Origin of the sequence: Clostridium estertheticum (assembly GCF_026650985.1) — a bacterium.
GTDB lineage: Bacteria > Bacillota > Clostridia > Clostridiales > Clostridiaceae > Clostridium_AD > Clostridium_AD estertheticum_C.
Genome location: NZ_CP086239.1, coordinates 2,987,955 through 3,006,713, shown reverse-complemented (window position 1 = coordinate 3,006,713; position 18,759 = coordinate 2,987,955). Strand labels below are relative to the sequence as shown.

Here is an 18,759-nt window from a genome sequence, read left to right as displayed (position 1 = left end):
TCCATCCTTGTGCATTATATTTTAGTCGATATTTGTCACACGAAATCCATGAATTTATTTCAAAAATAGAGGGTAGATAATACTATTTGTAGAATAAGGTATTATATAAGAGTATAGGAGATGAGTAGATGGGTTTCAAGGAAGAGTTACAGAAATTATCAGTGCAGGTTAATGAAAGAATGGTACATATTAGTAATGAAGAAACGACAAAGCAATCTTTAATAATTCCATTTATACAGGTGTTAGGTTATGATGTTTTCGATCCTTTAGAAATAAAACCTGAGTATGTGGCTGACTTTGGTAAAAAGAGAGGCGAAAAAGTTGATTATGCAATATTTAAAGATGGATCACCTATTATATTTGTTGAGGCTAAGTCTGTAAATGAAAAATTATCTAATCACGATGCTCAACTTTGTAGATATTTTAATGCTGTCACAGAGGTTAGAATAGCAATTATAACTAATGGAACCGAATATAAATTTTTTACTGATTTAACAGCAGATAATGTAATGGATGAAACACCATTTCTTATTGTTGATTTGCTGAATTTAAAGGAATCAGATTTTGAAACTTTACTAAGATTTAAAAAAGAGTCATTTGATAAGGATTTTTTAGTAAGGTATGCTGAGGAGTTAGTTTATACATCTACATTAGATAATAGTTTAAAAGAGCTATTTAAAAACCCTGATGATGAATTTATAAGGTATCTAATAAGAGATGTCAGCAGTTCAAGAATTACAAGCAGTGTAATAGAAAGATTTAGACCAATAGTTAAAAAAGCAATATCAAATGCAGTTATAGATATAGTAAGTAAGGGGTTATACCAACAAGAAACAGAGTCAAATGTAATTGTGGGAAAAGAAGACGAAGTGGAAGAGAGTAAAGTCGGTGTTGAATCTACAGCTAATATAAATTCAACCAAAAGAGCTGTTGTAACAAGTGAGGATGAATTAAATTCATTTGAATATATAAAAAATGTTCTAAGTAAAGCGGGTATGGATATTACTAATTTGAATTATAAAGATACCACTGCTTATTTTTCAATATATGTTGTCAATACAACAAAGTGGTTTCTGAGATTAAATATAGATGGTAGTATTAAAAATGTTATTACAAAATTACCGCTAACTGAAATAGAAACAATTGTATCAGAGTTTAAAACTGAGCTAGCACCGAAATCATTTGGTGAATCAAGAGTAATAATTAACTCTGCTGATGATATTAAAAAATTAGATCAATTAATAATATATTGTTATGAAAAATTAATGAATTAGCAATACATAATTCTTTAAAGAAATAATTATTTGTAAACATACAAAGAGCCGTGTACACCTTAAAGAAAATATGTAATCTAACATGAGAAGGCTACATCCCTTTTAATATAAATTAAAGGAATGTAGCCTTTTAGCTTTTTTTGATATATTTTGTTACTTAAAATAGATATTAATCCCTTTAATAAGTTAAATAGGATATAATGTGTATAAAAGTAAGAGCGTGTTAAAAAAGAAAAACTTTACTTATAATATTTTACATTAAGAGTTGAGGGAAGAAAATTTTAAGTTTTTGACTTACTTATCTATGAGATTTATGTTGAAGTAGAGGAATTGCTCTATAAGGAAATTTAAAAGAGCTATATAGAGCGCGGAGAGAACGTATCATCACCTAGAAGCAGAATTGATATTAATAGACTTTGTGGTCAAGGCGGAATTACAAAGGATATATTGCCTTGCAATTACTTTAATAGAGATGAAAATAATATATTGAATAAAACTTTGATTGCAGGTTTAAAATTTGGATTAAAAGTAGTGTTAGAAATTGGTTTAAAAATTAAGCTGCAAAAGCTGTGTTTTAGTTTAGAAGAAAACATTAGTGATATTACTTTGACAAGAGCAAGTTTGAAGGGTGCAAGAAGTAGTATTAATAGATTAACTAGAAGGTACTTCTACGGTTTTTGAAGTAATGAATATTTTGTATGAATCAAAAGGTATTCAATTAGAGGGTAGTTCTAAACATATTAATCTACGAGGATACTTTTTTGATATGAATGCATTTTTTGAAACACTAATAGGAAGATTGGTGCAGAACTGTAGTGAAGGCTACTCCGTAAAAGACCAGTACAGTTTACATAATATGTTTATTTATACATCAGGGTTTAACCCTTGCAACAGAAGATCACCTACTCCAAGACCTAACTTTGCACTTATGAAGAAAGGCAGGGTGGTGAAACTGCTAGATGCTAAATACAGAGATTTGTGGGAAAGAAGTTTGCCAGCTAAAATGCTATATCAGTTAGCGATTTATGCAGTAAGTGGAATAGGGGATAAGACTGCTACTATTTTATATCCGACACTTTCAGATATCCCCACTACCGCTAAAATAGATATAAATGATCCTGTATCATGTGGAAATATTGCTAGCGTTATATTGCAACCTGTAAATCTTGAAAAAGTGGCTGAACTTGTTTCTGGGGATTTAGGGGAGTTAAGAGGGTATGTGATGAAAATTATAAGTTGAAACAAGTAGAAATAGGTCATTTATGCCAATATTGTTTTTTATTAGGAGTATACATAGGAAGGATGTAGATAAAATGCCAAAGGGAGATAAATATATTGGATTACCAAATTATTTGAAAGGGAAAAAAGAAAGCAATATCATTATTTCATTTAGCGACATTGAAGAACCAGTAGGAGCGGAGTTGCCAAGTTCGGCTTATAAGTAAAGGGAATTTTGGTCTAATTCGTATTCACATTCAGTTGCTTTTGATTGGTTGGATGCTGGATATAAGACTATTAGTGTAGATTTTAAAGAAAAACATGTAACATTTTATAAGGAATAAAAGTAAATATCTAAGGGCGATGGTAGAATATTGATTAATAGAAAACTATTTCGAGAATTTTGTTATGATCAAGAAGCCGGTGAATGGATTAGAAGCATACAGCTAAATAAAGACAAAGATGACAAAAACAGTATAGCTAATTTGTTATATTTTTATGAAGGAAATAAGAGGATAGAATACAATTGTTTCTTAAGAGGATAAAAATATATTGCTTTACCATGATATTATCCTATTCAAGGAAAAAGGCTGCAATATTAAGCAAGTTAACAAATTAAATACAAATTTGATAAATAAGAAAGATTAAGGAGGAATTATAAAAAACACTATTTTAAAATAGCTAAATAATATCAAGAGAACATTCCACACTTTAAGTTCTATCAGCAGCAGGTGGGTCTACTTTCATACATTGTATTTAAGAAAAAATGAAACAATTATTAGTATAATTGCCTAATCTAATAATAAGATCTACGAATTAAAAAATAATATCTTAAAAGAATGAGGTGCTAATTATGTCAGCGTTTAGAGCTTTACATTTGTCAGATGTACATATAGGAAAAACATATATTGATTCAAAGGAAATAGCATATAGAATAGTAAGTAGCTTGGAGAATAATGGATTATGCTCAATAAAGTGCGTATTGGTTACAGGTGATATTTTTGACGGACAAGTAGTGGTAGAAGAAAGTTTAATAAAAGAAGCAGTTTTATTTTTTAAAAAGCTACTAGAGCAAATTAATATTGTACAAACTGACCAGAAATTAAATGAAAGTGATTTTATTTTCGTGCCTGGGAATCATGATATGATTAGAACAGATAAATATGAATGTAGATGGAAAAAATATAATGATTTTTTGACTGGGTTTTATGGTATTATACCTGATTTTTACGATATAGAAGACTACACAGTAGTAAGACCATATAAAGATTCACGTATTGTATTTGCAGGATTTAATTCTTGCCAGATAGAAAAAAAAGTTATTGTTGATAAGAAATCTATAGAAAGAATAAAAAACATAGACAGTAAAAAAATGGATGATCTCGGAATAAATAAAGCTAATCTAATTAATTTACTGCAGGATGAAATCAATAGTAAGTATGAAGATTATGGTGAAATACCTACGTCTCAGACAACTAATGTTAGAAGACGGGTTAAAAAATTTGATGGGTATAATGTGATAGCATTATTTCACCATCATTTTTATCTTTTCCCAGAGGTAGTGCAAGAGTATGGGGATTCAAGTCTTGTAAGAAATTATGCTAATCTAATACAGGAACTTAAATATATGAATGTTAAGACTGTGCTTCATGGGCATAAACATTTTGATTTAGAAAGACCGCTTATTACAGAAGATTATTATCAAACAACTGATAGTATAATTGATGTATTTGCCGGAGGGTCTGTGGGAGCCAAAATAGTAGATAGACATACATTTAGTGTAATTGATTTTTATGATGAAAAAGAGGATGTAAAGCTAGTTCAGAATAAATTTATTTATTCTGGTGAGCATTTAGAGCCCATTGTTAAAAAGCAAATACCACCTAAGAATATTTCTGATAGAAAAATAATGCTGATTGAAATTTTAAAAACAAATAATTATGACATTTATCTTAAATATATTGAAACTACTGATAAGATGAATAAAACTTACAGAACTTGCAAAGAAATAAATAACTGGACAAGTGAAGCACTGACTGGTTTTAAGGATGTTTACAAATTTTTGGACAGTGATTATAAAAATATTTTGTTCTTATTGTATGCAATAGATTACCGAACACTAAGCTACAAAAATATTATAGAGGGTGAGACGCAAAATTTACAATCATATTTTGACTTACTTAAAGAATTTTTTGACCATCATTTAAATAGTTGTGATTTTGATGTTGATATTAATGATTTTCATGAGGTTTTTAAAATAAAAGAATTGGGATTACTAAAAGAAAAGTGTGATGAATTAATAAATATGAGTACAAACAAAATGACAAAACAGTATTTAGCTTTTAGTATGGTTGGCATATTCTTTACTGATTTGTATTTAGTTTTAACCGAATATGCAGATGATTTTTATGAACAAAACATAAAATATAAAGTAAATATAAAATTAGATCAAAATAAATTTCATCAATACGTTCCTGTTCCACGTATAGAAATAAAATCTGATTCCGATAGACGAAGTGTTTATATACAACTTTTATGTAATGAAGCTACAGCACATAAAATTGCTGTATTATTTGTAAAAGAGTTTGATTTATTAATTAATAAATTTGAAGATTATTTTAAGTTGATTGGTTTAAAAATATATTACCTATTACCCAAGATAGAAAAAAGTAATTTTAAGGATACTATTGATAATTATAATTTTGAAGCATATATACCCACATTATTGCCGCTATTAACAGGACGTAATATATATCCGTTAAAAGAAGTTTTTGCAAGAGAACTTATACAAAATTCTATAGATGCAATTGCTGTAAGAGAGGCCAAAGGCGAAAGCAATTTTTCTAAAATAATAAATATTGAAATAGGTGAAGATGAAAAGGATAGATCCTTTTTTAAAATTAAAGACTGTGGAACTGGGATGGATAGATTTAAAATTGAACGATATTTTACAAGTATCGGAAGGAGCTTTTATTCTGGAGATGAATATGATGAGTTAAATATAAATTATAAACCAATAAGTAATTTCGGGATAGGTTTTTTATCTTCTTTTATGGTGTGTAAAGAAATAGATGTAAAGACTAAAAGTTTTATGATAGGAAGTGAGGGTTTAAAAATCCACATACCTAATTATGAAGGATGTTTTTTTATAGAACATGAAGATGATGTTAATGTGGGGACAGAAATAAAACTATACTTAAATGAAGGGGTGGAAGGCACCAAAATTGTTCAATATATAGAAAAAGTAATGCTAGATGTAAAATATGATATTCATATAAAATATAGTAATGAAAATGTCGAACAAACTAAAATAATATCCGCATATAGCATTCGTGAAAAAAGTAAAAAGAAATTTAATTTTTTTGTTCCTTTTAAAGAAAATGGTGATGTGTTAATTAGTAATTGGAATGAAGGGGTTGATATTGAAAAATATGAATATGGATTGCTTATTAAACCAATTAAAAGGTCTGATATCCAATCTCAATCAGTTTTAAATTCGGGAATATTGATTGGTGAATCATCATTGTCAGATATATTCCAGACTAAAGATGATAGACCTCGATTTAACGAAGGGGGTTACAATTCTATATTTGCCAACTTTCCATCAAACTGGATACAACTTGATGTATCAAGGGAAAAATCAACATCATTTGCTAACATAATTAAAGAGTATAATGATAAAAACCCGGAAAGTACTGTACAAAATAAGATAGCGATAACTCTATACAAACAACTATTAAATTGTTTTGAGTATGGTAAAGAAAATGAAATTAGCAATTCAGCATCATGTATTCAAGAAATAATAAAATATGCGAAGTCACTTAGTTGCAACAAGAAGTCTAAGTTATCGGGAGACCTCTCAGATATACATTATGTAGCATTTGCCAAAATTACAACTGATGGTATTGAATATATTGTGGATCATTTTAATAAAAACCATGAAGATACTTATCATTTTAAAATTGAAGGTACCTTGAACATAATCAATGAATTAAAAAAAAGAAATTTTAAAGCATATAACATATTTAAGAGTCATAAACAAGATATTATTTTTGATGATGCTTCGTCTACACATAGGTTTGGACCAAACTTTTCACGATTTTTTCAAGAAAGTTCAATGAGAAGAAGGTTTGGATTAAATATTACTAAAGAGTTTTATAAATATTATTTTGATAGACAATCATTAAGTGTTGAAAAGACAACGACTAATATTATTTCTATACTTACTTTATCACTTATGGATATTTTTGAAAATGATTTAGAAAGTGATCACAGTAGTATTGATTTCTACCATATGGTATCACTTATAACAAATATTCTGTTAGAAAATATGTCTGTCAGTGATATAGAAAGTGGTAATAATAAAATAAACATTAGGATTAGTGATATCGATAGTTTAATAAAACAACTTAAGGACAATAAAAATAAAAAACTAGAATTAACAGTGAATGACAGTAAGTAGCATCATATACGTGGCGTTTAAATATTCACATTATCCATATAAATAAATTATCAACAAGTTATACACAAGAAAGATTATAACAAGGAAAAAGTCAGATTTAATGAAATATGTATGTATATTTAAATTAAAAGAACATATAGTAGCACATGAAAGAAATTTAACTCAAAATAGGCATAACAATAAAACCATGCTCTAGCAGTATTTGTTAGAGCATTTTAACAAGAATTTTTTGAGATTGTGGTTTGAGACGTACATTTGGCTACAAATTTAGACTGTTTTTACTACTAGAAACATACTAGTAATACAAGAATATTGTTAGAATTTATAGGAAATTGAAATTATTTGGTTTATAATATAATTGCATTAGTTTAGGTTGGTGAAACTATTTTAATTATGATATTTTTATACAATAAGAAATTAAGCTAGGCAGTAGTAATAGTATGAATAAGAGTGGCATCATAAAGATTTTTAATTATGAAGAGGAGTGGACTTTATGAGTAAAAAAAAATTACAAAAGAAAATAATTATTAAAGCATCTAATAAAAAAAACAATGGATTTTTATATTCTATAGAAAAATTCTACGATGGCAAAGCAACTATTTTAAAAAAGATACCATTACATCCAAGAGTAGCTATAAGGGTAGTTATAAGTGCTGTTACCATATTTCTTTTTATATTTGGATTTACAAGCAACTCTATAACTATACATTCATATTTTCATGACACTACCAAAGCACAAGAATATTTTGAAAAGGCCAAAGACTATTATGATCAAAAAAATTACAAACAATCAATTAAGTTTTGTAAAAATGCTTATGACATTGATGAAAACATTCAAGATTTGAAATATTACTATGCAATGTCATTAATAAATGATAAAAATACTGAGGATAATGTTAAAGATATTTTTGTAGGCAACAAAGATAAGTTAAACGAAAGTGAACTTGCGATATATGGATACTTATTAGATCATGAAAAAAAATATTCTGAAGCTTATAAAATTTTTGATAGCATAAAAGAACCTTTGTTAGTACATACAGAATTTTTTCCGTTCTACATTAATTCTTTAGTTGAATCAACATATAAGACATCAGATTATAAGAGTGCACTTTCAAAAATAAATGAATATATGATTATGATAAATAGAAAAAATCGTTTTGAAGAATCAACTGTTAGCCCAGAAGGTATGGAGTTTTTAGCTGGTGGTGCAATTAAAATTACAACTGAAGACTTAATGGATTCTAATCTTGAACGCATAAATTATTCTAATTTAATATTAAATAATATAGCATATAATTATGCTAAAGAAAATAATGATTCCGTTAACTACGATAATATATTAATGAATGGTGCTAAAGGGTTTGATGTATTTAATTTCAGCATAAAAGATCTAAATTTAGATTATTTATTTCAATTTAATGATTATATTGGCACAAATTCAGGGTTTTCACAAAGGCACTTAGATAACATAAAATTAACTTTTGGCAAGGTTATCGATGCTTTAACCCGTTCTGCTGATTCAACAAGATACAATTATTCAACAGAATTAGTAAGAGTTAAAATATTGTACAATATTTTTAGTGATAACTATTCGTTAGGATGGAAAAAGTATGATATTATTATTAATAATGATTTTACTACTCAACTAATAATATCAAATAAGATTGAAAACTATAGTATCAATAGCAGTATCTTCAAGAATAAAGATATTTTATTTTTAACGAAAAATAAAGAGGGCATCTTAAAAGGTTATGATATGTATAATTTTATAGCAAAGAAAGGTTTTTATAGTAAAGATGAAAGTTATAAATTTATGCAAAAAAATAACAGCAAAATGTTACCTTTTATGTTTGAGAGGTAATCAATTAAAGGCTACATGATTGTGTAACTAACCAATATTCCTGATAAGTTACAGAAGTGAATTTTCAATATTTAATTGGAAGAAATACGGCAACAATTATGTATAATAGTATATAATTTAATATAAACAATAAAGCTCAAATTTTTTTATAAAGTAACATCGGCGAGTACTAGTTAAAATGTTGTATCTACAAGTATTTCATATTTACAAACAATGAGGCAAGGGATTAAATTTTCTGATTGTAAATGTAATTATTTTGCATTTGAATTAGCACCATAAATATTTTTTAATACCAATCATCTATAGGTACATTGATAACAATTTGATAACAAACTGTATATTTTTATATGATACTTAATGATATTAGATATAAAGAAAAGTAGCTAAAACCATTGGGTATACAAGACTATATTGTACTCAATGGTACTAGCTATTATTAGATTGACAGTACATAGCCTAACTCGAAAACAGGCGAACGGGTTATACCGTTCTGGGAGTTCAAATCTCCCTCTCCCCGCCAATGAGTTTAAAGGGTTTGCAAGCTTTTTTATATTATATATATAGATACATTCAAGAAAGTACGTATGATTTTTCGAAAGAAAAAGAGAAGTCATGCGTACTTTTTTTACCCTTTTTCATGGTTTCCCTTATCAATAATATTGAGAGGTGGAACTAAAATAAAAATGAATAAAAAGAACAATGAAAAAACGTTTGAGGAGGGCTTTAAAGAATTTGTTAATTATTGTAAGGCGAAAAGTTTAGCAAATGATACAATAACTAATGGTCTTTTATCAAAATCATTAATTTTGATTAAAATAATAACAACTATATATGATAAGGTTAAAGGATTTTAAGGATGAGAAGTATAGTAATTTAAAAAGGGTGTAGACCTTATTAATAAAATTTAACTACAAAAAATAAAAAATACTTCACCCAGGGGATCCCAGTACAGTATTTTTAATGCATTCAAACAATTCTAAAATAAAGGATATTTAAAGTATAGACAATTTTGAAAATTTTTATTTGCTTAATATCCATAGAAAATATATAGCTATTAACTATATATTCTTTTCGTGGTTAAGCTAGCTAAATTTTTAGTATGTAATGGATAACTTCCTGTATCAAGGTACAGACAAGCAAAAATAATGCAGATGTATAAAGGTTAGATATAACCATAGACTACAAGTATCTTTTTTCTTAAACTAACATTTTTATATTAGGTATATTTATGCAATGGTTTACCTTAATATTTCGTCTATACAACCCAACTTAAATTTGTAGTATAACATTTGCTCTTTTTGAGTATCAGAGGTATATCTAAAAGTTACTAACAATAAAATCAATACCCATAGTATCTGATTCCTAATTTGATTGATATCTATTCCTTTTAATAATACTATAATAGCTAAAACTAAAGCATAGTAAGCAAATCTTAATGACATAAAATTATCGATATTATGAAGTTCTTTATAAAGAATAGCCATTTCTAATTCAGACTTTTCATTAATTAAATCTCTATTTGACATTTTTCTTAATTCTTTTATAATACCTGCTTTTACATCAGATAATTTTTTATTATTAGACAATGTTACTCTTAACTCTTTCTTAGCTTGTCTATATATAGTTTGACTTACACTATCCCAAAACATACTTTCTCACTACTCCTTATATTAAACTTTATTAAATTTACTATTTTAAAAGCCTGAATATTCTAAATCTAATTCATCTATAAAATAGTTATCTCTTATTTTATAAGATATAAGGAAGTCAACTAATCCCTTATGGACAGTGTAAGCTTCTCTAATTAGGTTTTCTTCATTCTTAATATAATCATAACAAAAATATCGTGAAAAAGACTCACATAACACCTCATGCCATTCATTGATGCTACTATTTTTATATGCATACTCTGAAATTAATTTAGTAATATCATATTTTTTAAGATCATCACGTATAGTCATTATCTCGATCGTGTCAATTAATCTTAATAATTCTCTTTCTATATCTTTATTAAATGCTCCTCCAGCAATATAACCCATATCGTTCACATAAAGGTGACAAAATTCATGTGCCACTTTTTCACTAGCTATTTTATTTAAAACATTTTTATCTTCATCTTCAAAATATTTAGTAACTAAAAATATTTTTTCTTTAAATTCGGGCTTAAAATAACCAGATCCAATCTCAGATTCTTCATCTAACTCGACAGTGATTTTTTCAAATGATAATGAAAAAATCTTTTGCAGTTCTATAATTTTACGATTAGCGCTATTTAATATGACTTCCTTTGATACTTCATTCATAGTTTGTCTCCTTTTAAGGGTTCTATTTTATTGTGAATTTAAGCTATAGTTTTCTTTGAAGTCTTATTGTTAAATTTTACATTACTAAACAAATATATCAGCATAAAAATTGTAACTCCTAAAAAATCAAATATTAACTGGTCAAATTGGAAGTAACCCCTGTTCCACCACTCACAAGCTTCCCAAATAATGCATACTGTTCCATAAGTATAACTGCTACATTTTGCATCATCTATGAATAGATATAATAGACTTGTCATTGCAATACCAGCTATAAAATGATCGGAGTATCTCAATTGTTTATTATACAAATAAAAGTGATTTCTTAAGTATATGTCATTTATGTACACCAAGAAAAGTGTGAATATTATTATAATTACACCTTTTAGGGACTTATAAATACATTTCGTCAGATATCTTCAATCTCCTAAACGTTATCTTTTATGTTAATCTATTAGTCCTGATTTCCTTCTTTTTAATTCTATAATCTTTCACATATAAATATTGATATGTTTACATGTAACTTTTTCGCTTTAACCGTACATTATCGACAATGTTCTATTCTCAGAGTTCATCTTATAAAGCATTCTTTTTTCTATATTATAACATATTATTCCTTTAGTTTAGCATCTATATAAGCCACTAATTCCTAAGATATAAAATTATTGTTGGACGAGTCTTACATAGTAACAACGATGAGAGATTAAACAAAAATTGCTCATTCTAAAGCGTAGTACTACAGGGATATGTGTGTAGGTGAGGAGGTATTACCTTGGTAATCCGTTAGATAAGATACTCGTTCATTTATACCATACCATTTATGTAACATAGAGAAAGAGAATATTATTCAGTTATTTATAAAGCACTTTATTTTAAAAATCAGTTTCTAATATTTTAATGTGTTTTTTTGAAAAGTCTTTTTTTCTTCTTTCAAAATTATAAGCAGGATTATTAAATTACTCCTGCTTATTAATTTTAAATGAATAATTAAGACTAGAAATTGTAATCTCCATGGTAATATAAGAGAGTGTAAGGAGATAGTTGGATCTATTGATGGTCATGGATGTTTTTATACAACTAGATTCATTTTGTGGAAGGGATATTCATGAAAAATATTTGTTGAAATTAAGAGGATTTTAAATTTTTGTGTGGAATTACATAATTAGGTTAATTAAGTAAAGAGAGACTCAAATATTATAATGCAGATTATTAATATTAAATAACAGTAGGGTGACACGATTATGAAATGTTCAAAATGTAGTGATGGAAACGACGATAGTGCAAAGTTCTGTCAATCATGTGGAGCCACATTGACAAGTTTTTAATTACACTAGGAGCAATATTTGCGGTGATAATAATTATTATTATTGCAATTGCATCAAGCGGAGGTAATGATGTAACTACTACTACTACTTCGTCAGTAGCTAAGCGTGTAACAAAATCAGTTATATTTTGCAAGGCTGTAGATAAAGACTTAAAGCCGACAGGTGTAAGCAATAAATTCCCAGTTGGTTCTGTTACAGTGGAGTTGCAGTCAGCAGAAGTATTTGGTATAGATAAAGTCAAAGTAGCTGTATATAAAATTGATTGAGGTTCTGAATCTATTTATGTTTCTTCAGAGGAGGATGTTACAATGGCAATACCTATAAAAATTGTTGATGCAGGCACATATAGAGTGGACTTTACGAAAGAAGGAAAAGAAAATATAGGAAGTGGAAATGTAATAATTAAGTAAAGATTTATAGAATGAGGTAATATTAAGTTCCAAATATATCCGTAGATAACTTAATAGCATGTTTGGCAGGGGTTTTTACTTGTTAAGGTTTAAATGCCATTTAAAAAGGGGATTCCAATAATAAACCTAGAAGACTTCTTCTAGGTTTATTATCTATAAAGCAAAAGGAAGAAAATTAATAATATGTTAAATGGAGGTTATTGTGACAGGATTAATATTTGATACTACGCTTAATTTATTTGCCAGAAAATATCTAGTGAAAGGAAATGAACACTTAATTAAAAATCCTATGGAGTTTAACGGAGATTATTCTAAAGTAATAAACAGTATATCAGAACAACTATTATTACATAACGGAGTTGCTATTAAAGTATATGGAGAGAATATACCTTTAGTAATTCTAATTAATAAATTTGGGTTAAAAGGTGTAGAAGAACTGATTGAACAGGGGGCAATTGAATTCATGCTATGGGCTCCAAGTATCACATATTTGGTAGATACGAATCCAGGGATTATGCCACTACAATCAGGGTATATGAATTCTAAAGTACATTGTGATCCCGAATCATCAATTGAATCCGGATTGAAATGGATGGAAAATCCTCTACCTAGACGAGCTAGGAGAAGCCTTATAAGAAAAGTTTCTAAAATTTATAAGATGCCAGAAAAAAAGCTATCGGTGGATGCGGTAAATATAGGGTATGAAGGATATAACCAAAATTTATTTAACGAATTAGGATTACCCAAAATAAAAGAATTACTTGAATTAAACAAAGATGAAAGAGCAAAGTTATGCGATCTAACAACGCAATGTTTGGAGTTATCAGTAATAGCAAAATACAAGTATAGTACTAATAATTCCTTAGAGGTGGCAAAGCTTAATAAATTTGAAATGCTAAGATTAAAGGATGTTAACTTAATAGAAGAGTTAACAAACTCAATTTTTGAAATTGAGAGAGTACCTAATTTTACGGAAATGATTAAAACAGGAGTTATAAATATAAAGGATATTCCTAAATTGCGTAATTCAAGAAATGCTACTAAGTTTCGTGATTGGATAGTGGAGAGTTCAGAGAACTGTGATAAAGAAGAAATTGTTAAAGAGTATATAGATAGCATTGTAAATTCAAAAGGTTTTTTTGAGACTAATAAAGGTAAGTTAATAAAAACATTGGGAGTTACTGCGGTTACTGGAATAGTTGGAGCAGCTGTAGCAGGTCCAATTGGTTTAGCAGCAGGAGCTACCGTAGGGAGGATTGCTGAACCATTAATTGATGTTGGATTAAACTTATTAGATACATATGTATTAGAAGGGATTACTCGAGGATGGACACCAAGGCATTATTTTGACAAAGATATTATGCGACTAATGAACCAAAAAAATAATATGATATAAACTTTTTAAAAGAAGCATAAGAGGAAGAGATACTAACTTGTCTCAACCAATATATTGACTGTAGTAGTTTAACTAGAGGATTTATTGTTACCAAATTTTTATTACTTGAGAAACGAATAAAATATGTTGGTAAGCTATTAAAAGACATTGAAATATAAAGACATATAAAATGAGGGTGAATATTAGTGACTGAAATTAGAGATTATTTGGTTATCATTACTACTTTATTGGCTATTTTAATTGGCTTTAGTGGATTTTTCTTAAACTTTACTTATGATATGCTTTTTAATGATTTTATAATTGGAATAAAACAAACTTCAAAAAAAGACACGATACTTAGAATATCTGTATTTTTAGGAATGCTATTCTATGCCATTATTATTATCTTTATTATAGCTAGTAGTAAGCCAAATACTTTGATAAGTAGAGGCGCAAGTAGTAAATATTTAACTAGCAAATATAGCACTTTTTCTTTATATGCGTTTGTAACCATATGTATAATATATTTATTAATATATACTTTTGTGAAAGTAAATTTTGTCAAAATGTTAAACAAAAAGAAAACACCTTATTTATCATTATTTTTATGGGTTGCAATAACCTTATCGGTAATATGTGTTTGTACATCAATAGTAGGATCTTTTAGTGAAATGGATATGAATAATAAAGTATATAGGATCTCAGTATATAGAGATGACTTATTTATTGGATCTATTTTTTCAAAACAACAAACAGTTATGTCAAAGGATGACAGTATTCAAATGAAAATGAACGATTTAATAATATCAGATGGGCATTTACAGACTATTAATGGGAATAAAAAAGGAATATTCTCTTTGGTATATGATGGTAAAAGATATTTTGTAAACAACAGTAATGTGAATAGTACTATAGAAATTGTTGATGGAGATATAGTGACATTAGACATAAAAAATATTAATGTTGGTAATTTAACTTACAATCATAATACAAGCAGTGCAAAAGTTACTTTTATTTTGAAATTAATATTTTTGTTTTTAACTTTTTATTCGTTAGTATTTTTCGGGTTTGGGTTAAGAAGTATTTTAGAAAAGGTGAATTCAATAAAAATTCATTGATTTTATTAGATTCAGGTAGTATATATGGGAAAATTTTAGTCAGCTATGACGACTTTTATGTCGTATACGCTTATAATGAATATGCATATATACCTAAAAATAAAATTGTCAATATTAATCCATTGGAGATTAACAATGGATTAAATAAAAAGAATAAGAGAATTAAAGAATATTTTAAATTTAAGAAAAAATAGTAACATATACAGCTAATTAAAAGGGTAAAGTAATTGATTCCTCTAACAATTCCAACGACAATATAAACAAATTTGAATAACTAAAATAGAGAGTTTAAAGTAACAATAAAAAGAACCCTTATACTTTATATGCATTCATTTTACCGCAACCTATACAGTAACCTAAATATAATATAACATAATTAAATATAACTATATGTAAAGAATCTTATAAAATCATGTATACAATAGCACTTAATATAACAAGAAGATATGGAATAAAATGATTGTCATATAGCTACGCCCTAGTTAAGAGGGAAGCTTTTCTGTAGTACTATTTAAAACCGAGTGATCACAGTGATCACTCGGTTTTAATTCTTTTAGCCAAATAATACATATAAAAATATATAAAAAGTCAATAAAGAAGTTTATTGACATATTATGTAGAATAATAATATGAAGATTGAGATATTGTTTCGTTAAATAAGTCTTAATTAGATAAAAATAATTTATATTACACTTTCCAGTCAAATTTATTATATTTAATTTATCAGGGGGAATTCAAATGAGTAGATTAGAAGAGCTTTTTGAGGCAAATGAGTATGGAAAATACTATTTAAAAAGTATTAATGATTGTAAGGAGAAGCTTAAAGAATTAATACAAAGAAACACACCATTATTTAATTTTACAGATCATGGTATAAAGCACTCAGACCGTATTAATGAAAGAATATATAAATTGTTTTGTGATATGTTGCAAAATAAAGATCGCGATATTAAACTTAATAATTCAGAATTGTATTCATTAATTCTAGCAATATATCTACATGATATAGGAATGGAATTAATCAATAAGAAAAAAGTAATAGGGTTATTTACAGAAAAAAAATACAAAAATAAATTCTTACTCCTTTTAAGTAGTTTAATTTCAGTTGAGGAAATAGGAAAAATTGATGAAAATTCAGCGGACTTTTATGATTTTATAAGAAATAAGCACCACATTATTTCTGCAATGTGGATTATGAAAAATAATGTAGTTGGTGATGTTTTAAAATTACCAATAATAGATGATTATTTAAGTACAGTTGCATTAATTTGCTTCGCACACAATGAAGACTTGTCAATTTTAGATAATGAATTCTATAATAATGGTCAAGCAGATGAATGTCAAATACAAGTTAAAATTTTAGCTTACCTATTAAGAGTAGGTGATTCATTAGATGCGGATAAAAGACGATGTAATATAGATATTCTAGAGGTTAAGGATATAGAGGTTATATCAAGGGTACATTGGTATAGACATTTTTATACTAAAAGTATTATTTGTGATAACAAAATTGTAAAAATATTATTTGAATTTCCGGAGGGTGACAGATGGCTTGAAAATATTCAAGACTTTTTTATGAGAGAAACTGTTTATTGGATTAGCAAAAATTATAATGATATTATTGAAAATAAAATATTTGAGGGTAATAAAAGAAATAATTTTTTAACGTATACTATTGAAGAAAAAGTAGATTTTGGTATAAAAAAACTTTGGATAATGAAACAGAAAAAGTAATTATAGATTTAATTAATGATAAAAATAATAAGCTAAATCCATTAAATATAGGTGGAAATCTATTAGAAATTAAAACGAAGCAGTATAAAATAATTGAATGTGTAGAAAAAAATTTAACTCAGCAAGAGATACTTTGTGGTTTAGACGATACACAATATAAATATATTGATGAAGATTTAAAAAATATAGATATAAAATTATTTAAAATCAAAATTGAAGATGAGATTACGAACAGACTTAAAGCAAATGATGGAAGATATAATATTTCTATTAGGGCTTTAGAAAGTATTAATAAAAAGTTAGTAAAAATCGAAGATATCCTAAAAATACAAAAATATGATATGGTTTTCATGGGCAAATTTGGGAGTGAAAAACTACTGCTATAAGTAACTTATTAAATTTAACTAGCAACCTCAAATTAAATGAAAGTTCTTTAAGTGATATTCCATTATTAGATGTAGGGCTATGATTTACAACACTTGGTAGTATAATAATAAATAACAATGAGAAAACGTATATAAAGATAGACCCTAAGAGTGAAGAAGAAGTTAAGGGAGATATAGATGATTTTTGTGAATGGCAATGGAATAAACACAAAAAATTAAAAAAGGAAAATATAGAAGAAATAGATTCTTCGCCAGAATTATTTAAGTTCTTAAGAAATGCTATGGAATTCAAGTCAATCAAAGAATTAGAAGGGTATATTGATAGTTATACCAAGAGTATAGAAGAATTTAAGAAAGAAATCTTTGAAAAAATAAATATTAATGAAAGAAATAAAACGGAAATTTATGCCCCACAAGACCTGAGTATTGAAAATGAAAAAGAATGGTTAAAAAAAGCTACGATAGAAATTGACGAGGGGAAAAATAAAAATGTTTCAATTCCCAAAGTTACATATATTTTCTTAAGAGAAGATCTATTTAATAAGAAAAAATTACTTGGAAGTAAAATAGATAATATAATATAATAGATACTAAGGGTATCCAAGGCCCAGATAATTATATAATAGACGAATATATTAGTAAAAGGGACAATGTTATTTGTTTGTTTACTGATCGTATAGAAAGTCCTTCTCAGGAAATCTTAGCATATATGGAGAGAAATTTAAAAAATGATGAAATATTTATAAAGAATAAAGTAGGATTAACGGTTTTACCAAGAAACGGGGAACTAGAAGACTTAGGAAGAAAAGAATCTTCTGATAATGATGATAACATTTATGAAGTAGGTATGGGAAAGAGAAAGTACGGCATAGAAAATGTGTTAAGAAATCATGGGGTTGATTTTGATTTTGATAATATTATTTTTTATAATGCATATAGAGGGTATGTTGAAAACTCTTTATATTTAAAAGGAAATACTATTAAAAAAATTAGTAGTATTGATTCTGATGTAATAGAAAAGGATAAAAATGAGATAGTACATTATATTAACTATTTAGTGAAAAAACGTGAGATATCGATGGTAAAGCATGTAGAAATACTGGAAGAAAAGTTTACAACTATAAAAAACGGACAACCTCTTGACGAGGATGAACAAAAAATAGTATATGAGATAAAAAGTGGATTGGAAACTTTATTAAATAATAATGGAGAGATGTTTAGTGAAATATCAAATAGATTTGCAGAAAACTTTTATAAATATATTGAAGGCTTAAAAGCTGGATAGCTAAGGGG

At 27.2% G+C, this 18,759-nt stretch carries 19 protein-coding genes; 16 read left to right on the top strand and 3 right to left on the bottom strand.

All coding sequences use genetic code 11. The annotated features are described in order from the left end of the window. The first annotated feature begins 128 nt into the window (after positions 1-128). The 8 genes from LL038_RS14335 (at position 129) to LL038_RS14300 (ending at position 9,669) form a co-directional block, all read left to right on the top strand. On the top strand, positions 129-1,274 hold the full coding sequence (locus tag LL038_RS14335) for a type I restriction endonuclease (RefSeq protein ID WP_216122087.1): 1,146 nt from the start codon (positions 129-131) through the stop codon (positions 1,272-1,274). A gap of 486 nt (positions 1,275-1,760) precedes the next feature. Next, the gene (locus tag LL038_RS14330; RefSeq protein WP_253200229.1) at positions 1,761-1,955 is read left to right on the top strand and encodes a hypothetical protein; all 195 of its coding nucleotides are present in this window, start codon (positions 1,761-1,763) and stop codon (positions 1,953-1,955) included. 4 nt (positions 1,956-1,959) lie between these two features. Continuing rightward, entirely contained in the window at positions 1,960-2,514 is a 555-nt protein-coding gene (locus tag LL038_RS14325) for an McrC family protein (protein ID WP_253200228.1), read from the top strand. 73 nt (positions 2,515-2,587) lie between these two features. Continuing rightward, positions 2,588-2,719 (top strand): hypothetical protein, encoded by a 132-nt coding sequence (locus LL038_RS14320; protein ID WP_268055874.1) that lies wholly within the window; start codon positions 2,588-2,590, stop codon positions 2,717-2,719. Between the two features lie 147 nt (positions 2,720-2,866). Next, positions 2,867-3,037 (top strand): hypothetical protein, encoded by a 171-nt coding sequence (locus LL038_RS14315; RefSeq protein ID WP_216122085.1) that lies wholly within the window; start codon positions 2,867-2,869, stop codon positions 3,035-3,037. Between the two features lie 308 nt (positions 3,038-3,345). Next, on the top strand, positions 3,346-6,954 hold the full coding sequence (locus tag LL038_RS14310; protein ID WP_216122083.1) for a metallophosphoesterase: 3,609 nt from the start codon (positions 3,346-3,348) through the stop codon (positions 6,952-6,954). A gap of 493 nt (positions 6,955-7,447) precedes the next feature. Then, positions 7,448-8,815 (top strand): hypothetical protein, encoded by a 1,368-nt coding sequence (locus tag LL038_RS14305; protein ID WP_216122081.1) that lies wholly within the window; start codon positions 7,448-7,450, stop codon positions 8,813-8,815. A 683-nt stretch (positions 8,816-9,498) separates the two neighbouring features. Then, positions 9,499-9,669 (top strand): hypothetical protein, encoded by a 171-nt coding sequence (locus LL038_RS14300; RefSeq protein ID WP_216122079.1) that lies wholly within the window; start codon positions 9,499-9,501, stop codon positions 9,667-9,669. A 384-nt stretch (positions 9,670-10,053) separates the two neighbouring features. Here LL038_RS14300 and LL038_RS14295 read toward each other — a convergent pair whose 3' ends face one another. Genes LL038_RS14295 through LL038_RS14285 form a run of 3 tightly spaced genes read right to left on the bottom strand, consistent with a single transcriptional unit; the run spans position 10,054 to position 11,378 of the window. Further along, positions 10,054-10,464, bottom strand: coding sequence for a hypothetical protein (locus tag LL038_RS14295; protein WP_216122077.1), 411 nt, complete (start codon positions 10,462-10,464; stop codon positions 10,054-10,056). 45 nt (positions 10,465-10,509) lie between these two features. Next, positions 10,510-11,118, bottom strand: coding sequence for a hypothetical protein (locus LL038_RS14290; protein WP_216122075.1), 609 nt, complete (start codon positions 11,116-11,118; stop codon positions 10,510-10,512). A gap of 38 nt (positions 11,119-11,156) precedes the next feature. Beyond that, positions 11,157-11,378, bottom strand: coding sequence for a hypothetical protein (locus LL038_RS14285; protein WP_268055873.1), 222 nt, complete (start codon positions 11,376-11,378; stop codon positions 11,157-11,159). A gap of 981 nt (positions 11,379-12,359) precedes the next feature. Here LL038_RS14285 and LL038_RS25700 point away from each other — a divergent pair. The 8 genes from LL038_RS25700 (at position 12,360) to LL038_RS14250 (ending at position 18,751) form a co-directional block, all read left to right on the top strand. Further along, positions 12,360-12,443: a zinc-ribbon domain-containing protein gene (locus tag LL038_RS25700; protein WP_216122172.1), complete on the top strand. Its 84-nt coding sequence runs from the start codon at positions 12,360-12,362 to the stop codon at positions 12,441-12,443. 23 nt (positions 12,444-12,466) lie between these two features. Next, entirely contained in the window at positions 12,467-12,709 is a 243-nt protein-coding gene (locus LL038_RS14280; RefSeq protein WP_216122073.1) for a hypothetical protein, read from the top strand. 346 nt (positions 12,710-13,055) lie between these two features. Continuing rightward, positions 13,056-14,249 carry a hypothetical protein gene (locus LL038_RS14275; RefSeq protein WP_216122071.1) on the top strand — a complete coding sequence of 398 codons (1,194 nt, stop codon included), beginning with the start codon at positions 13,056-13,058 and terminating at the stop codon, positions 14,247-14,249. 185 nt (positions 14,250-14,434) lie between these two features. After that, a complete protein-coding gene (locus LL038_RS14270; RefSeq protein ID WP_216122069.1) occupies positions 14,435-15,346 on the top strand; it encodes a hypothetical protein in 912 nt (303 codons plus the stop codon). 738 nt (positions 15,347-16,084) lie between these two features. Continuing rightward, on the top strand, positions 16,085-17,080 hold the full coding sequence (locus LL038_RS14265) for a hypothetical protein (protein WP_216122067.1): 996 nt from the start codon (positions 16,085-16,087) through the stop codon (positions 17,078-17,080). Then, positions 17,056-17,466, top strand: coding sequence for a hypothetical protein (locus LL038_RS14260; protein WP_216122065.1), 411 nt, complete (start codon positions 17,056-17,058; stop codon positions 17,464-17,466). Before LL038_RS14265 ends, LL038_RS14260 begins: the two co-directional genes overlap by 25 nt. Positions 17,467-17,747: 281 nt before the next feature. Continuing rightward, positions 17,748-18,050: a hypothetical protein gene (locus LL038_RS14255; RefSeq protein WP_216122063.1), complete on the top strand. Its 303-nt coding sequence runs from the start codon at positions 17,748-17,750 to the stop codon at positions 18,048-18,050. A 125-nt stretch (positions 18,051-18,175) separates the two neighbouring features. Then, complete coding sequence (locus LL038_RS14250) at positions 18,176-18,751, top strand: hypothetical protein (protein WP_216122061.1); 576 nt, start codon at positions 18,176-18,178, stop codon at positions 18,749-18,751. Positions 18,752-18,759 lie beyond the last annotated feature (8 nt).

Excerpts from the sequence above, each read along its gene's own strand:
- LL038_RS14335 (WP_216122087.1), top strand. The coding sequence starts at position 129 with ATGGGTTTCAAGGAAGAGTTACAGAAATTATCAGTGCAGGTTAATGAA.
- LL038_RS14325 (WP_253200228.1), top strand. The coding sequence starts at position 1,960 with ATGAATATTTTGTATGAATCAAAAGGTATTCAATTAGAGGGTAGTTCT.
- LL038_RS14320 (WP_268055874.1), top strand. The coding sequence starts at position 2,588 with ATGCCAAAGGGAGATAAATATATTGGATTACCAAATTATTTGAAAGGG.
- LL038_RS14310 (WP_216122083.1), top strand. The coding sequence starts at position 3,346 with ATGTCAGCGTTTAGAGCTTTACATTTGTCAGATGTACATATAGGAAAA.
- LL038_RS14305 (WP_216122081.1), top strand. The coding sequence starts at position 7,448 with ATGAGTAAAAAAAAATTACAAAAGAAAATAATTATTAAAGCATCTAAT.
- LL038_RS14300 (WP_216122079.1), top strand. The coding sequence starts at position 9,499 with ATGAATAAAAAGAACAATGAAAAAACGTTTGAGGAGGGCTTTAAAGAA.
- LL038_RS14295 (WP_216122077.1), bottom strand. The coding sequence starts at position 10,464 with ATGTTTTGGGATAGTGTAAGTCAAACTATATATAGACAAGCTAAGAAA.
- LL038_RS14290 (WP_216122075.1), bottom strand. The coding sequence starts at position 11,118 with ATGAATGAAGTATCAAAGGAAGTCATATTAAATAGCGCTAATCGTAAA.
- LL038_RS14285 (WP_268055873.1), bottom strand. The coding sequence starts at position 11,378 with ATGACAAGTCTATTATATCTATTCATAGATGATGCAAAATGTAGCAGT.
- LL038_RS25700 (WP_216122172.1), top strand. The coding sequence starts at position 12,360 with ATGAAATGTTCAAAATGTAGTGATGGAAACGACGATAGTGCAAAGTTC.
- LL038_RS14265 (WP_216122067.1), top strand. The coding sequence starts at position 16,085 with ATGAGTAGATTAGAAGAGCTTTTTGAGGCAAATGAGTATGGAAAATAC.
- LL038_RS14255 (WP_216122063.1), top strand. The coding sequence starts at position 17,748 with ATGGAATTCAAGTCAATCAAAGAATTAGAAGGGTATATTGATAGTTAT.
- LL038_RS14250 (WP_216122061.1), top strand. The coding sequence starts at position 18,176 with ATGGAGAGAAATTTAAAAAATGATGAAATATTTATAAAGAATAAAGTA.